This is a genomic window from Mycobacterium marseillense (genome assembly GCF_010731675.1).
Lineage (GTDB): Bacteria > Actinomycetota > Actinomycetes > Mycobacteriales > Mycobacteriaceae > Mycobacterium > Mycobacterium marseillense.
In genome coordinates this window covers 1386024-1400976 of record NZ_AP022584.1, presented here as the reverse complement: position 1 = coordinate 1400976, position 14953 = coordinate 1386024, and the positions used below count along the sequence as shown (strand labels likewise).

The following is a 14953-nucleotide window of genomic DNA, read 5'->3' as shown; positions in this document are numbered from 1 at the left end:
GCTAAAAGGCACCTCAAGGCTGCTAAACTGACGCCTGCGACCATCCCGGCGAACGCCAGGAACAGTTAAGTGGAGTCCCACTCCCACCGCGAACCGACGAGATCCCTGGCGGATCTGCGGAAGGTTCGGCGGTCCGGTCACAGGCAACGTGTATGCCTGTTCCGCGCGTAGCGCGGGCGGCCCGAGTAGTCCTCGGCCGCGATCGGTCGGCATTGGGCCCTGCTTGTGCAGGGCTTTTTTGCTCGTGGTGTGGAGTCTCCGCCGCTGCTTCCCGACGAACCCAGGTCACCGGTCGTCACCGCAGGACATAGAGAAGCCCAACAAGGGAGGCCCCATCAGCACTGAGACCCGCGTCAACGAGCGCATCCGCGTACCTGAAGTCCGATTGATTGGCCCAGGGGGAGAGCAGGTAGGCATAGTGCGCATCGAAGACGCACTGCGCGTCGCTGCGGACGCCGATCTCGACCTTGTCGAAGTTGCCCCGAACGCCAGGCCGCCGGTCTGCAAGATCATGGACTACGGCAAGTTCAAATACGAAGCGGCGCAAAAGGCGCGCGAATCCCGCCGGAACCAGCAGCAGACCGTCGTCAAAGAACAAAAGCTGCGGCCCAAGATCGACGATCACGACTACGAGACCAAAAAGGGCCACGTCATCCGCTTCCTGGAGGCGGGATCGAAGGTGAAGGTCACCATCATGTTCCGCGGACGTGAGCAGTCGCGGCCCGAGCTGGGCTATCGATTGCTGCAGCGCCTGGGCGCCGACGTCGCCGAATACGGTTTCGTGGAGACGTCCGCCAAGCAGGACGGCCGCAACATGACGATGGTGCTGGCACCGCACCGCGGCGCGAAGACCCGCGCCCGGGCGCGGCACCCCGAAGAGCCGGGAGGCGCGGCGCCGGATTCCGATGCCCCCGCCGACGCCGAACCTACGTCGAACTGACCCAATAGCGAGAACCAAGCGAGAACCAGAGGAAACATGCCCAAAGCCAAGACCCACAGCGGGGCCGCAAAGCGCTTCCGGCGCACCGGAACCGGCAAGATCGTGCGGCAGAAGGCCAACCGCCGGCACCTGCTCGAGCACAAGCCGACCAAGCGGACCCGGCGCCTCGACGGCCGCACCGTGGTGGCCGCCAACGACACCCAGCGGATCAACCGGCTGCTGAACGGCTGACCACCGCGCCGGCCAGACCCGCATCGCGAGCTGGCACGGCGAACCCCTTTATCGACCCACGACGCATGAACGAGAGTAGGAATATCCAATGGCACGCGTGAAGCGGGCGGTCAACGCCCACAAGAAGAGGCGCAGCATCCTTAAGGCCTCGAAGGGCTATCGCGGCCAGCGATCCCGGCTCTACCGCAAAGCCAAAGAGCAGCAGCTGCATTCGTTGCAGTACGCGTACCGCGACCGCCGTGCGCGCAAGGGCGAGTTCCGCAAACTGTGGATCTCGCGCATCAACGCGGCGGCGCGCGCCAACGACATCACCTACAACCGGCTGATCCAAGGCCTCAAGGCCGCCGGGGTGGAGGTGGACCGCAAAAACCTCGCCGACATCGCGGTCGCGGACCCGGCCGCCTTCACCGCGCTGGTCGACATCGCCCGCGCGGCGCTGCCCGAGGACGTCAACGCTCCCTCGGATTCGGGAGAAGCGGCCTAACCGACCCGCTCGGACATGCCTGACCGGCAGGTGCTGACCGAACGTTCGGCCAGGGTCGCCGCGGCCGTCAAACTGCACCGCCACGTCGGCCGCCGCCGGGCGGGGCGTTTCCTGGCCGAGGGGCCCAACTTGGTCGAGGCCGCCGCGCGTCGTGACTTGGTCCGCGACGTCTTCGTCACCGAAGTCGCCCAGCAACGCCATGCGTCGTTGCTGGCATCCCTCGACTGCCCGGTCCACCCGGTCACCGAGCGCGCCGCGAAGACCCTCTCCGACACCGTCACCCCCGCGGGGCTGGTCGCAGTGTGTGACATGCCGGCGACCGGCCTCGACGGCGTGCTGGCCGGCTCGCCCCGGCTGATCGCGGTCGCCGTCGAGATCAGCGAGCCGGGCAATGCCGGCACCCTGATCCGCCTCGCGGACGCGATGGGTGCGTCCGGTGTGATCCTCGGCGGCCACAGCGTCGATCCGTACAACGGCAAGTGTTTGCGCGCCTCGGCCGGCAGCATCTTCTCGATCCCGGTCGTCGTCGCGCCGGACACGCTCGGCGCCCTCGAGGCGATGCGCGCCGCGGGTCTGCAGGCGCTCGCCACCACGGTGGACGGTGAGCAACGGCTGGATGAGGCCGGCGAACTGCTCGGCGGGCCGACGGCGTGGCTGTTCGGGCCCGAATCCCACGGCCTGCCAAGCGAAATCGCGTCGGCGGCCGACCACCGGCTGCGCATCCCGATGTCCGGCGGCGCCGAGAGCCTGAACGTGGCGTCGGCCGCGGCCATCTGTCTGTATGCGAGCGCGCGGGCGCTCAAGCTGCCTACGCGGCCCTGACCGCTCGCTTCGAGCGGGCCCGCCCGGCGCGCAGGCCGGCCAGCGACAACGTCGTGTGCACCAGCGATCCGGCCCGCTCCAGCAGCGCCCGGGCGGGTTGCAGCGCGGGGTCGAACGGCAACTTGGGCGGTGGCGGGAAGTAGTGCATCGGCAGACCGCGACGGTCCCGCGGCGGCGCCATGAACGGCGGGGCCTCGACCAGCGGCGCGTCGCTGGGCAGCCGCCCCTCGGCGCGGCGGTAGGCGGCCAGCGCGCGCGGGTGCAGCCGGATCTCGTCGGGCACCGCCAGGAACGCGAGTTCGACGATCTTGCCGAACAACCGCAGCACCACCTCGTCGCCGGGAGTCCAACGCATACCGGCTTTTTCGCGGACCGCGGGCTCGAACAGGCCCGCCGCGATCCAGCGTTGCCCGGCCACCAGAGGTTTGAAGATCTGGTCCCAGACCGGGGTCGGCATCAGCACGAACCGGGGTTTGGGAATCCGGATGTCGAAGATGTCGAGGACCGCCTGATTGATCTCCAACTCCTCGCGACCGACCCGCTCCCAGTACTCCTGGAATTCGTCCCACGACCCGGGCACCGGCCGCATGCTCATCCCGTACATCCGGTACCACTGCACGTGCTCGTCGAACAGCTGCCGCTTCTCGGCCTCGGTCAGGCCGCCGCAGAAGTACTCGGCCACCTTGACGATCAGCATGAAAAACGTGGCGTGCGCCCAGTAGAAGGTGTCGGGATCCAGCGCGTGATAGCGGCGCCCCTCGCCGTCGACGCCCTTGATCGTGCGGTGGTAGCCCTTGATCTGCTGCCCGGTCTGGGCCGCGCGGTCGCCGTCGTAGACCACGCCCATGATCGGGTAGACCGACCGGGCCACCCGCTGCAGCGGCTCGCGCAGCAGGATCGAATGCTCTTCGACGGCCGCGCCGAGTTCGGGGTACATGTTCTGGATCGCCCCGATCCACACACCCATCATTCCGGTGCGCAGATCGCCAAAATACTTCCAGGTCAAAGAATCTGGTCCGAGCGGATCAGCGGGCGTAGTCGATCTGGCAGTCATCGCGGCCTCCTGCACCGATTGGCCTCACGATAACTTTGACAACGCACGTTGTCTACGATTTCGGCGATGTGTCCGCCCAGGTGTTATCGAGCTTCCACACCGGTGTGCCGCCACCGTGATGAGGCGGTGAGGTGCGACTTACGACACACATCGCCGGCCCGCCCGGGACAGTCGTTGCCTGCCTCTGACGAAACCAAATAACCTGGCCAGGTGGAACTCGCGCGTCGCGATCTGGACCCGGGCGAGCCCGACGAATCCCCTGCGGCGCATTCCGCCGCGCGGCGTTCGCCGCTGTCGGTGCATAACGCGACTCAATGGCTGCACGGCCGCAATCGCAGCCCCGGGGCGGTCGCCCTGGTCCGGCGCGCGCGCCGGCTGTTGCCCGGGGATCCCGAGTTCGGCGATCCGTTGTCCACGGCCGGCGAGGGTGGTCCGCGCGCCGCGGCGCGCGCGGCCGACCGGCTGCTGGGGGACCGCGACGCGGTGTCGCGGGAGGTCAGCCTCGGGGTGCTGCAGGTGTGGCAGGCGCTGACCGAAGGGGTTTCCCGGCGGCCGGCCAATCCCGAGGTGACGTTGGTCTTCACCGACCTGGTCGGCTTCTCGACGTGGTCCCTGCAGGCCGGCGACGAGGCGGCGCTGGCGCTGCTGCGTCAGGTGGCGCGGGCCCTCGAGCCGCCGCTGCTCGACGCCGGCGGGCACATCGTCAAACGCATGGGCGACGGACTCATGGCCGTGTTCGGCGACCCGATGGTCGCCGTGCGGGCGGTACTGGCCGCCAAGGAGGCGCTCCGTTCGGTCGAGGTGGAGGGCCACACCCCGCGGATGCGGGTGGGAATCCACACCGGACGGCCGCAGCGGCTGGCCGCCGATTGGCTCGGTGTGGATGTGAACATCGCCGCACGAGTTATGGAACGGGCCACCAAAGGTGGAATCATGGTGTCGAGTTCAACGTTGGATCTCATACCGCAAAGCGAGTTGGACGCGTTGGGCGTCGAGGCCAAACGCACCCGCAAACCGGTTTTCGGGCCGAAGCCCGCCGGTATGCCCGCAGATTTGGCGATATATCGCCTCAAGACTTATAGGGAGTTGTCAGGCGCTGATGACACAACCGAAACAAAACCGCAGTCATAATGGGTGCCAATGATCGGGGGCATCGTGTCCCGGCTCGCCCGGGTCCAATTCACTGTGGGGTATGCGGCGCTGCTGCTCGCCATCAGCTGCGCCATCCTGGCGCTCGGCCCGGACGCGCATGACGTCATCGTCGCGCGCGCCAGCACCAACGTGCACAACCTGGCCCACGGGCATCTCGGCACCTTGCTGGGCAGCGCGCTGGTCGTCGACGCCGGCCCGCTCTACTTCTGGCTGCCTTTCCTGACCTGCCTGCTGGCGCTGGCGGAGCTGCATTTGCGCACCATCCGGCTGGTGGTGGCGTTCCTGGTCGGCCACATCGGCGCGACGCTGCTGGTGGCCGCCGCCCTGGCCGGGGCCGTCGAATTCGGCTGGCTGCCCGTGTCGATCACCCGGGCCAGCGACGTCGGGATGAGCTACGGCGCGCTGGCAGTCCTCGGCGCGATGACCGCCGTGATCCCGTCGCGCTGGCGGGCCGCCTGGGTCGGCTGGTGGGTGGCGGCGGGCATCGCTTCGGCCATCGTCGGCGCTGACTTCACCGACGCCGGGCACACCGTCGCCGTGATCCTCGGCGTGCTGGTGTCGGCACGATTCCGGCAGCCGATCCACTGGACGCCGGCCCGGTACCTGATGCTGGCGGCCTCCTCGGGCTTCGGTTTCCTGATGCTGGCCCACCACTGGGGCACCATGGCGGCGACGCCGGTGTTCGGCCTCCTCGGCGCCCTGGTCGCCTACGCGGGCGCCAAGTACGTCGCGGGCCGGGGCCTGCCGGACGCCCCGCTGGACGGCGACGACACGTTGCCCGGCCCGGCGCCGGCCGTCGCCGGCTGAGCCCCGCCGGGCGACTGCCCAGCGGCCGCCGGGCGCCGCGCATCCGATCACTATGATCAGCACGACCCGCGCGCGGAAAGCACTATCGATGCGGGCAGCCCTAACAGCCTCGTCAGCAAGGAGAGTGTCGCCGCGTGGGTGAGCAACCCGTCGACCTGTCGCCCGAAGCCTTGACCGAGGCGGTCAACGCCGCCCGGCAGGCGTTCACGCGGGCCGGCGACCTCGATGCCCTGGCGCGCGCCAAGACCGAGCACCTCGGTGACCGCTCGCCGCTGGCGCTGGCGCGCCAGGCGCTGGGCAGCGTTCCCAAAGACCAACGTGCCGACGCCGGCAAGCGGGTCAACGCCGCGCGGGGCGAGGCCCAGCAGGGGTACGACGAACGCCTCGCCGCCCTGCGCGCCGAACGCGACGCCGCGGTGCTGGTCGCCGAGCGCATCGACGTCACGCTGCCGTCGACGCGGCAGCCGACCGGGGCGCGGCACCCGATCACGATCCTGGCCGAAAACATCGCCGACACCTTCATCGCGATGGGTTGGGAAGTGGCCGACGGCCCCGAGGTCGAGACCGAGCAGTTCAACTTCGACGCGCTCAATTTCCCCGCCGACCACCCCGCGCGCAGCGAGCAGGACACCTTTTACATCGCGCCGGAGGACTCCCGCCAGCTGCTGCGCACCCACACCTCGCCGGTGCAGGTGCGCACGCTGCTGGCGCGCGAGTTGCCCGTCTACATCGTCTCGATCGGCCGCACGTTCCGCACCGACGAGCTCGACGCCACCCACACCCCGGTCTTCCACCAGGTCGAGGGCCTGGCGGTGGACCGCGGCCTGTCCATGGCACACCTGCGGGGCACGCTGGATGCGTTCGCGCGCGCCCAGTTCGGTCCCGAGGCGCGCACCCGCATCCGCCCGCACTTCTTCCCCTTCACCGAGCCCTCCGCCGAGGTCGACGTGTGGTTCGTCGGCAAGAAGGGCGGCCCCGGCTGGGTGGAGTGGGGCGGCTGCGGGATGGTGCACCCAAACGTGTTGCGGGCGGCCGGAATTGATCCCGAGGAATACTCCGGCTTCGCGTTCGGCATGGGCCTGGAGCGGACGCTGCAGTTCCGCAACGGGATTCCGGACATGCGTGACATGGTCGAGGGCGACGTCCGGTTCTCGCTGCCGTTCGGGGTCGGTGCCTGATGCGCGTTCCGTACAGCTGGCTGCGCGAGGTCGTCAACGCCGGCGCACCGGGCTGGGATGTGGCCCCCGCCGAGCTGGAGCAGGCGCTGGTGGACATCGGCCACGAGGTCGAAGAGGTTCTCACCCTGGGGCCCGTCGATGGCCCGCTGACGGTGGGCCGCGTCACCGACATCGAGGAGCTCACCGGTTTCAAGAAGCCGATCCGGTTCTGCCACGTCGACGTCGGCGAGGGTAAAGACCGTGAGATCGTCTGCGGCGCAACCAACTTCGTGGTGGGCGACCTCGTGGTGGCCGCGCTGCCGGGAACCACGCTGCCCGGCGGGTTCGCCATCGCCGCGCGCCAGACCTACGGCCGCACCTCGGACGGGATGATCTGCTCGGCGGCCGAACTCGGTCTGGGTGCCGACCATTCGGGGATCCTGGTGTTGCCGCCCGGCACCGCCGAGCCCGGAGCCGACGGCCACGCCGTGCTGGGACTCGACGACGTGATCTTCCACCTGGCCATCACCCCCGACCGCGGTTACGGCATGTCGTTGCGGGGCCTGGCGCGCGAGGTCGCCTGCGCCTACGACCTGGACTTCGTCGACCCGGCGGACATCAAGCCGTTGCCGGCCGAGGGGGAGGCCTGGCCGCTGACGGTGCAGCCCGACACCGGCGTGCGGCGATTCGCGCTACGACCGGTCACCGGTATCGACCCCGCCGCCGTGTCGCCGTGGTGGCTGCAGCGGCGCCTGCTGCTCTGCGGCATCCGCGCCACCTCGCCGGCGGTCGACGTCACCAACTACGTGATGCTCGAGCTCGGCCACCCCATGCACGCCCACGACCGCAACCGCATCACCGGCGGCTTCGGCGTGCGCTTCGCCCGGCCCGGCGAGACCGTCGTCACCCTGGACGACATCGAGCGCAAACTCGAACCTGCCGACGTCCTGATCGTCGACGACGCGGCGACCACGGCGATCGGCGGTGTGATGGGCGCGGCGAGCACCGAGGTGCGCGCCGATTCCACCGACGTGCTGCTCGAGGCCGCGGTCTGGGATCCCGCCGCGGTGTCGCGCACCCAGCGCAGGCTGCACCTGCCCAGCGAGGCCGCCCGCCGCTACGAGCGCGGCGTGGATCCGGCCATTTCCGTTGCCGCGCTGGACCGCTGCGCCACACTGCTCGCCGAGATCGCCGGCGGCGCGGTAGCCGACACGCTGACCGATTGGCGGGGCGACCCGCCGCGCGACGACTGGGCCGGGGCGCCGATCGACATCGCCGCCGACCTACCCGGCCGCATCGCCGGCGTGGCCTACGCCCCGGGCACGGCCGCCAAGCGGCTGTCCCAAATCGGCGCCGCCGTCGTTGAACACGGCGACACGCTGACGGTCACCCCACCGAGCTGGCGGCCGGACCTACTGCAGCCCGCCGACCTCGTCGAGGAGGTGCTGCGGCTCGAGGGCCTGGAGGTCGTTCCGTCGGTGCTGCCGTCGGCGCCGGCCGGCCGCGGGCTGTCCGCCGTGCAACAACGCCGCCGCGCCATCGGCAAGTCGCTGGCCCAGTCCGGGTACGTCGAGATCCTGCCGACGCCGTTCCTGCCCGCCGGCGTCTTCGACCTGTGGGGACTGCCGCCCGACGATCCGCGGCGCGTCACGACCAACGTCCTCAACCCGCTGGAGGCCGACCGCCCGCAGCTGGCCACCACGCTGCTGCCGGCGCTGCTGGAAGCCTTGGTGCGCAACGTGTCCCGCGGCCTGATCGACGTCTCGCTCTATGCCCTGGCCCAGGTGGTGCAGCCGACCACCGAGACCCGCGGCGTGACACTGATTCCCGTCGATCGCCGGCCCACCGACGCCGAGATCGCCACGCTCGACGCGTCCTTGCCGCGCCAACCCCAGCACGTCGCCGCGGTGCTGACCGGCTTGCGGGAGGCGCGCGGCCCCTGGGGACCGGGCCGGCGCGCTGAGGCGGCCGACGCGTTCGAGGCGGTGCGCATCATCGCCCGCGCCGCCGGCATCGAGGTGCGGTTGCGGGCGGCGCAGCAGCTGCCGTGGCATCCGGGCCGGTGCGCCGAGGTGCTCGTCGGCGACACCACCGTGGGGTACGCGGGCCAGCTGCATCCGGCCGTGACCGAGCGCTCCGGGCTGCCCAAGGGCACCTGCGCCCTCGAACTCAACCTCGACGCGATGCCCCTCGTCGCGGCGCTGCCCGCGCCCCGGGTGTCGCCGTTCCCGGCCGTCTTCCAGGACGTCAGCCTGGTGGTGTCCGCGGACGTCCCGGCACAGGCGGTCGCGGACGCCGTGCGCCAAGGCGCGGGGGAGTTGCTGGAGGACCTGCAGTTGTTCGACGTTTTCACCGGCCCGCAGATCGGCGAGGACCGCAAGTCGCTGACCTTCGCGTTGCGGTTCCGGGCGGCGGATCGCACGCTGACCGAGGACGACGCCACCGCGGCCCGCGACGCCGCCGTGCGCCGGGCCGCCGAGTCGGTCGGCGCCGAGCTCCGCGCCCAGTAGGAATGGATTTGCAAAGTACTGCATAACCATGCAGAATCGTCGAAATGGCCGACGTGATCAAGGTGGCAGTTGCCGGCGCCAGCGGCTATGCGGGCGGTGAAATCCTCCGCCTGCTGCTCGGGCACCCGGCCTACGCCCAGGGGCGGCTGTCGATCGGCGCGCTGACCGCCGCGACCAGCGCCGGCAGCACGCTCGCCGAGCATCATCCGCACCTGACACCGCTGGCCCAGCGCGTCGTCGAGCCGACCGAGCCTGCCGTGCTCGCCGGCCACGACGTGGTGTTCCTGGGCTTGCCGCACGGCCATTCGGCCGCGCTGGCCTCTCAGCTCGGCCCCGACACCGTGATCATCGACTGCGGTGCGGACTTCCGGCTCACCGACGCGGCGGTGTGGGAACGGTTCTACGGCTCCCCGCACGCCGGCAGCTGGCCGTACGGCCTGCCGGAGCTCCCCGGCGCGCGCGAGCGGCTGCGCGGCACCCGCCGCATCGCGGTTCCCGGGTGTTACCCGACCGCGGCGCTGCTGGCGTTGCTGCCCGCGGTGGCCTCAGACCTCATCGAGCCCGCCGTCACGGTCGTCGCCGTCAGCGGCACCTCCGGAGCCGGGCGGGCCGCCAACACCGACCTGCTCGGCGCCGAAGTCATCGGATCGGCGCGCGCCTACAACATCGCCGGGGCGCACCGGCACACCCCGGAGATCGCCCAGGGCCTGGGGGCCGTCACCGGCCGCGACGTCACGGTGTCGTTCACCCCGGTGCTGATCCCGACGTCGCGCGGGATCCTGGCCACCTGCACCGCCCGCACCCGCGCGTCGTTGCCGCAACTGCGGGAGGCCTACGAAAAGGCTTACGACACAGAGCCGTTCATCTACCTGATGCCCGAGGGTCAGCTGCCCCGCACCGGAGCGGTGATCGGCAGCAACGCGGCCCACATCGCTGTCGCGGTGGACGAGGCGGCCCAGACCTTCGTGGCGATCGCCGCGATCGACAACCTGGTCAAGGGCACGGCGGGGGCCGCCGTGCAGTCGATGAACCTGGCGCTGGGTTGGCCGGAGACCGAAGGCCTTTCGGTGATCGGGGTGGCGCCATGACGTCCACCGCCGCCGAGGCGCGGCTGCTGCGCGAGCAGGGCGTGACCGCGCCGGCCGGATTCCGGGCGGCGGGCATCGCCGCCGGCATCAAGGCCTCGGGCAAGCGCGACCTGGCCCTGGTCTTCAACGAGGGACCCGACTACGCGGCCGCCGGGGTGTTCACCCGCAACCGGGTCAAGGCCGCACCGGTGCTCTGGAGCCAGCAGGTGCTGAGCACCGGCGCGCTGCGCGCGGTCATCCTCAACTCCGGCGGCGCCAACGCCTGCACCGGGCCGGGCGGCTTCCAGGACACCCACGCCACGGCCGAGGCCGTCGCGGCCGCGCTGTCGGACTGGGGAACCGAGACCGGCGCCATCGAGGTGGCGGTGTGCTCCACCGGGTTGATCGGTGACCGGTTGCCGATGGACAAGGTGCTGTCCGGTGTGCGCGCGATCGTGCAGGACATGGCCGGCGGCCTGTCCGGCGGTGACGACGCCGCCCAGGCGATCATGACCACCGACACCGTGCCCAAACAGGTTGCGCTGCACCACCCGGGCGGCTGGACGGTCGGCGGGATGGCCAAGGGCGCGGGCATGCTCGCGCCGTCGCTGGCGACCATGCTGTGCGTGCTGACCACCGACGCGGCCGTCGACGCCGCGGCGCTGGACTCCGCGCTGCGCCACGCCACCGCGCGCACCTTCGACCGGCTCGACATCGACGGCGCGTGCTCGACCAACGACACGGTGCTGCTGCTGGCATCGGGGGCCAGCGGGATCACCCCGGGCCAGGGCGATCTCGACGACGCCGTGCTGCGCGTCTGCGACGACCTGTGCGCGCAGCTACAGGCCGACGCCGAGGGCGTCACCAAACGTGTCAACGTCACCGTCACCGGCGCCGCCTCCGAGGACGACGCCCTGGTCGGCGCGCGGACCATCGCCCGCGACAGCCTGGTCAAGACGGCGGTGTTCGGCTCGGACCCCAACTGGGGCCGGGTGCTCGCCGCCGTTGGCATCGCGCCCATCGCCCTCGACGTTGACCGGATCACGGTGTCGTTCAACGGTTTCGCGGTCTTCGCCGAGGGGGTTCCGATGCCCGGTGCGCGCGAGGTGGACCTCTCGGGGGCCGACATCGACATCACCGTCGACCTGAGGCTCGGCGATGGCGCTGCCACCATCCGGACCACCGACCTCTCCCACGGCTACGTCGAAGAGAATTCGGCCTACAGCTCATGACCCGCGCCAGCGACTTATCCACCGCGGTCAAGGCGCAGGTGCTCGCCGAGGCCCTGCCGTGGCTCAAGCAGCTGCACGGCAAGATCGTCGTGATCAAGTACGGCGGCAACGCCATGACCGACGACACACTGCGGCACGCCTTCGCCGCCGACATGGCGTTCCTGCGCAACTGCGGCGTGCACCCCGTCGTCGTGCACGGCGGCGGCCCGCAGATCAGCGCGATGCTGCGGCGGCTCGGCATCCAGGGTGACTTCAAGGGCGGATTTCGGGTCACCACACCGGAAGTGCTCGATGTGGCGCGGATGGTGTTGTTCGGCCAGGTCGGCCGCGAACTGGTCAACTTGATCAACGCGCACGGGCCGTACGCCGTCGGCATCACCGGCGAGGACGCGCAGCTGTTCACCGCCGTGCGGCGCAGCGTCACCGTCGACGGTGTGGCCACCGACATCGGCCTGGTGGGCGACGTCGAGCGCGTCAACACCGCCGCGGTGCTGGATCTCATTGCCGCACGGCGCATTCCGGTGGTATCGACGCTGGCGCCGGATGCCGAGGGTGTGGTGCACAACATCAATGCCGACACCGCCGCGGCGGCGCTGGCCGACGCGCTGCACGCCGAGAAGCTGTTGATGCTCACCGATGTCGAAGGCCTGTACACGAGTTGGCCCGACCGCGATTCGCTGGTCAGCGAAATCGACACGGCCACACTGTCGCAACTGCTACCCACGCTGGAGGCGGGCATGATTCCCAAGGTCGAGGCGTGTCTGCGGGCCGTCACCGCGGGCGTGCCCAGCGCGCACGTCATCGACGGTCGGGTCGAACACTGTGTGCTGGTCGAGCTTTTCACCGACGAGGGCACCGGCACCAAGGTGGTCTCAGCGTGAGTAATACCGACGCGATCAAGCGGCGCTGGGAAGCCGTGATGATGAACAACTACGGCACCCCCGCGGTGGCACTGGCCAGCGGTGACGGGGCCGTGGTCACCGACGCCGACGGAAACAGCTACCTCGACCTGCTCGGCGGCATCGCGGTCAACATCCTCGGCCATCGCCACCCCGCGATCATCGAGGCCGTCACCCAGCAGATGGCGACGCTGGGCCACACGTCCAACCTGTATGCGACCGAACCGGGTATCGCGCTGGCCGAGGAACTGGTCGCCCTGCTGGGCGCGCCCGAGGACACGCCGGCGCGGGTGTTCTTCTGCAACTCCGGCACCGAGGCCAACGAGGTGGCGTTCAAGCTGTCTAGGCTCACGGGCCGCACGAAACTGGTTGCCGCGCAAGAGGCCTTCCACGGCCGGACGATGGGATCGCTGGCGCTGACCGGTCAGCCGAGTAAGCGGGCGCCGTTCGCCCCGCTGCCCGGCGACGTCACCTACGTGCCGTACGGCGACGTGGCAGCGCTGGCCGCGGCGGTCGACGACGCCACCGCGGCGGTGTTCCTGGAACCGATCATGGGGGAGAGCGGCGTCGTCGTGCCGCCCGAGGGATACCTGGCCGCCGCGCGCGACGTCACGGCGCGGCACGGCGCCCTGCTGGTGCTCGACGAGGTGCAGACCGGGATGGGCCGCACCGGAACGTTTTTCGCACACCAGCATGACGGCATCACCCCCGACGTGGTCACGCTGGCCAAGGGGCTCGGCGGCGGCCTGCCCATCGGGGCCTGCCTGGCCGTCGGACGCGCCGCCGAGCTGATGACGCCCGGCCTGCACGGCAGCACCTTCGGCGGCAACCCGGTGTGCACCGCGGCGGCGCTGGCGGTGCTGCGGGTGCTGGCGTCGCAAAACCTGGTCCGCCACGCCGAGGTGCTGGGCAAGTCGCTGCGGCACGGCATCGAGGGGCTCGGCCATCCGCTCGTCGACCACGTGCGCGGGCGCGGGCTGCTGTGCGGGGTGGCGCTCACCGCGGCTCGCGCCAAGGACGCCGAGGCCGCCGCGCGCACGGCCGGGTTCCTGGTGAACGCCGCCGCCCCCGACGTCATCCGGCTGGCGCCGCCGCTGATCATCACCGAAGACCAGCTCGACGGCTTCGTCGCCGCGCTGCCGGGCATTCTCGATGAGGCGGGGGCCGCACATGGTTAGACATTTCCTGCGCGACGACGACCTGTCGCCCGCGGAGCAGGCCGAAGTGTTGCAGCTGGCCGCAGAACTGAAGAAGGACCCGTTCAGTGCCCGCCCGCTGGAGGGCCCGCGCGGGGTCGCGGTCCTGTTCGACAAGAACTCCACGCGCACCCGGTTCTCGTTCGAGATGGGCATCGCCCAACTCGGCGGGCACGCCGTCGTCGTCGACGCGCGCAGCACCCAGCTGGGCCGCGAGGAGACGCTGGAGGACACCGCGCGGGTGCTGTCCCGCTACGTCGAGGCCATCGTCTGGCGCACGTTCGGGCAGGAGCGTCTCGAGGCGATGGCCGCGGTGGCGACGGTGCCGGTGGTCAACGCGCTGTCCGACGAGTTCCACCCCTGCCAGGTGCTCGCCGATCTGCAGACCATCGCCGAACGCAAGGGCTCGCTGACCGGTTTGCGGATGGCCTATTTCGGTGACGGCGCCAACAACATGGCGCACTCGCTGATGCTCGGCGGGGTTACCGCCGGCGTCCACGTCACCATCGCCGCGCCCGACGGCTTCGCCCCGGATGAGGCGTTCGTGGCGGCGGCCCGGCGGCGCGCCGAGGACACCGGCGCGTCGGTCACCGTCACCCCCGACGCCGCGGCGGCCGCGCGCGGCGCCGACGTCCTGGTCACCGACACCTGGACGTCGATGGGCCAGGAGGACGACGGCCTGGACCGGATCAAGCCGTTCCGGCCCTATCAGATCAACGCCGACCTGCTGACCCTGGCGGACCCGGAAGCCATTGTGCTGCACTGCCTTCCGGCTCACCGCGGCGACGAGATCACCGACGAGGTGATGGACGGCCCGGCCAGCGTGGTCTTCGACGAGGCCGAAAACCGGTTGCACGCCCAAAAGGCGCTGCTGGTGTGGCTTTTGGAGCGACGCCGATGACTCGTAGCAAGACCACCCCCGAAACCACCCGGGCCGGCCGGCAGGCCCGGATCGTGGCGATCCTGTCGTCGGCCGAGGTGCGCAGCCAAAGCGAACTGGCGGCGCGCCTCGCCGACGAGGGCATCGAGGTCACCCAGGCCACCCTGTCGCGCGACTTGGAAGAGCTGGGCGCGGTGAAACTGCGCGGCGCCGACGGCGGCGTCGGCGTCTACATGGTTCCCGAGGACGGCAACCCGGTGCGCGGCGTGTCCGGCGGGACCGCGCGGCTGTCGCGACTGCTGAGCGAGCTGCTGGTGTCGGCCGACGCCAGCGCCAACCTCGCGGTGCTGCGCACGCCGCCCGGCGCCGCCGACTATCTGGCCAGCGCGATCGATCGCGCGGCGCTACCGTACGTCGTCGGCACCATCGCCGGCGATGACACCGTCTTCGTGGCCGCTCGAGAGCCGATGACCGGCGCCGAACTGGCCACCACATTGGAAAAACTCACGTAAGCGATTTCAA

Annotated in this window: 14 protein-coding genes and 1 pseudogene; 14 read left to right on the top strand and 1 reads right to left on the bottom strand. The window is 70.5% G+C overall.

Annotated features, from left to right (window positions below; translation table 11 throughout):
- Window positions 1–334 precede the first annotated feature (334 nt).
- The 4 genes from infC (at window position 335) to G6N26_RS06095 (ending at window position 2477) form a co-directional block, all read left to right on the top strand.
- Window positions 335–940, top strand: coding sequence for a translation initiation factor IF-3 (gene infC / locus G6N26_RS06110; RefSeq protein WP_082991527.1), 606 nt, complete (start codon window positions 335–337; stop codon window positions 938–940).
- A gap of 36 nt (window positions 941–976) precedes the next feature.
- Entirely contained in the window at window positions 977–1171 is a 195-nt protein-coding gene (rpmI, locus tag G6N26_RS06105; protein ID WP_067174297.1) for a 50S ribosomal protein L35, read from the top strand.
- Window positions 1172–1259: 88 nt separating this feature from the next.
- Window positions 1260–1655 carry a 50S ribosomal protein L20 gene (rplT, locus tag G6N26_RS06100; protein WP_008257634.1) on the top strand — a complete coding sequence of 132 codons (396 nt, stop codon included), beginning with the start codon at window positions 1260–1262 and terminating at the stop codon, window positions 1653–1655.
- Window positions 1656–1685: 30 nt separating this feature from the next.
- Window positions 1686–2477, top strand: coding sequence for a TrmH family RNA methyltransferase (locus G6N26_RS06095; protein ID WP_139799099.1), 792 nt, complete (start codon window positions 1686–1688; stop codon window positions 2475–2477).
- On the opposite strand, the gene G6N26_RS06090 is transcribed toward G6N26_RS06095, so the two are convergent.
- A complete protein-coding gene (locus G6N26_RS06090; protein WP_067174345.1) occupies window positions 2464–3531 on the bottom strand; it encodes an oxygenase MpaB family protein in 1068 nt (355 codons plus the stop codon). The genes G6N26_RS06095 and G6N26_RS06090 overlap by 14 nt on opposite strands.
- Window positions 3532–3741: 210 nt before the next feature.
- Here G6N26_RS06090 and G6N26_RS06085 point away from each other — a divergent pair, with 210 nt between their 5' ends.
- The 10 genes and pseudogenes from G6N26_RS06085 to G6N26_RS06040 all read left to right on the top strand — a co-directional run bounded on the left by G6N26_RS06085 (window position 3742) and on the right by G6N26_RS06040 (window position 14943).
- Window positions 3742–4662 (top strand): adenylate/guanylate cyclase domain-containing protein, encoded by a 921-nt coding sequence (locus tag G6N26_RS06085; protein WP_067174290.1) that lies wholly within the window; start codon window positions 3742–3744, stop codon window positions 4660–4662.
- 9 nt (window positions 4663–4671) lie between these two features.
- Window positions 4672–5490, top strand: a complete 819-nt coding sequence (locus G6N26_RS06080) for a rhomboid-like protein (protein WP_083016048.1) — start codon at window positions 4672–4674, stop codon at window positions 5488–5490.
- Window positions 5491–5624: 134 nt separating this feature from the next.
- The gene (gene pheS, locus G6N26_RS06075; RefSeq protein WP_083016046.1) at window positions 5625–6668 is read left to right on the top strand and encodes a phenylalanine--tRNA ligase subunit alpha; all 1044 of its coding nucleotides are present in this window, start codon (window positions 5625–5627) and stop codon (window positions 6666–6668) included.
- Entirely contained in the window at window positions 6668–9157 is a 2490-nt protein-coding gene (gene pheT, locus G6N26_RS06070; RefSeq protein WP_083016044.1) for a phenylalanine--tRNA ligase subunit beta, read from the top strand. Before pheS ends, pheT begins: the two co-directional genes overlap by 1 nt.
- Before the next feature lie 28 nt (window positions 9158–9185).
- Window positions 9186–10245: pseudogene (gene argC / locus G6N26_RS06065) on the top strand (N-acetyl-gamma-glutamyl-phosphate reductase).
- Window positions 10242–11456: a bifunctional glutamate N-acetyltransferase/amino-acid acetyltransferase ArgJ gene (argJ, locus tag G6N26_RS06060; protein WP_083016040.1), complete on the top strand. Its 1215-nt coding sequence runs from the start codon at window positions 10242–10244 to the stop codon at window positions 11454–11456. Before argC ends, argJ begins: the two are co-directional and overlap by 4 nt.
- Entirely contained in the window at window positions 11453–12337 is an 885-nt protein-coding gene (gene argB / locus G6N26_RS06055) for an acetylglutamate kinase (RefSeq protein ID WP_067174272.1), read from the top strand. The genes argJ and argB overlap by 4 nt, the downstream gene beginning before the upstream one ends.
- Window positions 12338–12375: 38 nt before the next feature.
- The gene (locus tag G6N26_RS06050; RefSeq protein WP_232067574.1) at window positions 12376–13533 is read left to right on the top strand and encodes an acetylornithine transaminase; all 1158 of its coding nucleotides are present in this window, start codon (window positions 12376–12378) and stop codon (window positions 13531–13533) included.
- Window positions 13526–14452: an ornithine carbamoyltransferase gene (gene argF, locus G6N26_RS06045; protein ID WP_083016032.1), complete on the top strand. Its 927-nt coding sequence runs from the start codon at window positions 13526–13528 to the stop codon at window positions 14450–14452. The genes G6N26_RS06050 and argF overlap by 8 nt, the downstream gene beginning before the upstream one ends.
- Window positions 14449–14943 carry an arginine repressor gene (locus G6N26_RS06040; RefSeq protein WP_083016028.1) on the top strand — a complete coding sequence of 165 codons (495 nt, stop codon included), beginning with the start codon at window positions 14449–14451 and terminating at the stop codon, window positions 14941–14943. Before argF ends, G6N26_RS06040 begins: the two co-directional genes overlap by 4 nt.
- Window positions 14944–14953: the final 10 nt, after the last annotated feature.

What these genes read in the sequence shown, in the direction of transcription:
- argB (WP_067174272.1), top strand. Translation starts at nt 11,453, where the DNA reads ATGACCCGCGCCAGCGACTTATCCACCGCGGTCAAGGCGCAGGTGCTC.
- argF (WP_083016032.1), top strand. Translation starts at nt 13,526, where the DNA reads ATGGTTAGACATTTCCTGCGCGACGACGACCTGTCGCCCGCGGAGCAG.
- rpmI (WP_067174297.1), top strand. Translation starts at nt 977, where the DNA reads ATGCCCAAAGCCAAGACCCACAGCGGGGCCGCAAAGCGCTTCCGGCGC.
- G6N26_RS06090 (WP_067174345.1), bottom strand. Translation starts at nt 3,531, where the DNA reads ATGACTGCCAGATCGACTACGCCCGCTGATCCGCTCGGACCAGATTCT.
- G6N26_RS06050 (WP_232067574.1), top strand. Translation starts at nt 12,376, where the DNA reads ATGATGAACAACTACGGCACCCCCGCGGTGGCACTGGCCAGCGGTGAC.
- pheT (WP_083016044.1), top strand. Translation starts at nt 6,668, where the DNA reads ATGCGCGTTCCGTACAGCTGGCTGCGCGAGGTCGTCAACGCCGGCGCA.
- rplT (WP_008257634.1), top strand. Translation starts at nt 1,260, where the DNA reads ATGGCACGCGTGAAGCGGGCGGTCAACGCCCACAAGAAGAGGCGCAGC.
- G6N26_RS06080 (WP_083016048.1), top strand. Translation starts at nt 4,672, where the DNA reads ATGATCGGGGGCATCGTGTCCCGGCTCGCCCGGGTCCAATTCACTGTG.
- argJ (WP_083016040.1), top strand. Translation starts at nt 10,242, where the DNA reads ATGACGTCCACCGCCGCCGAGGCGCGGCTGCTGCGCGAGCAGGGCGTG.
- G6N26_RS06040 (WP_083016028.1), top strand. Translation starts at nt 14,449, where the DNA reads ATGACTCGTAGCAAGACCACCCCCGAAACCACCCGGGCCGGCCGGCAG.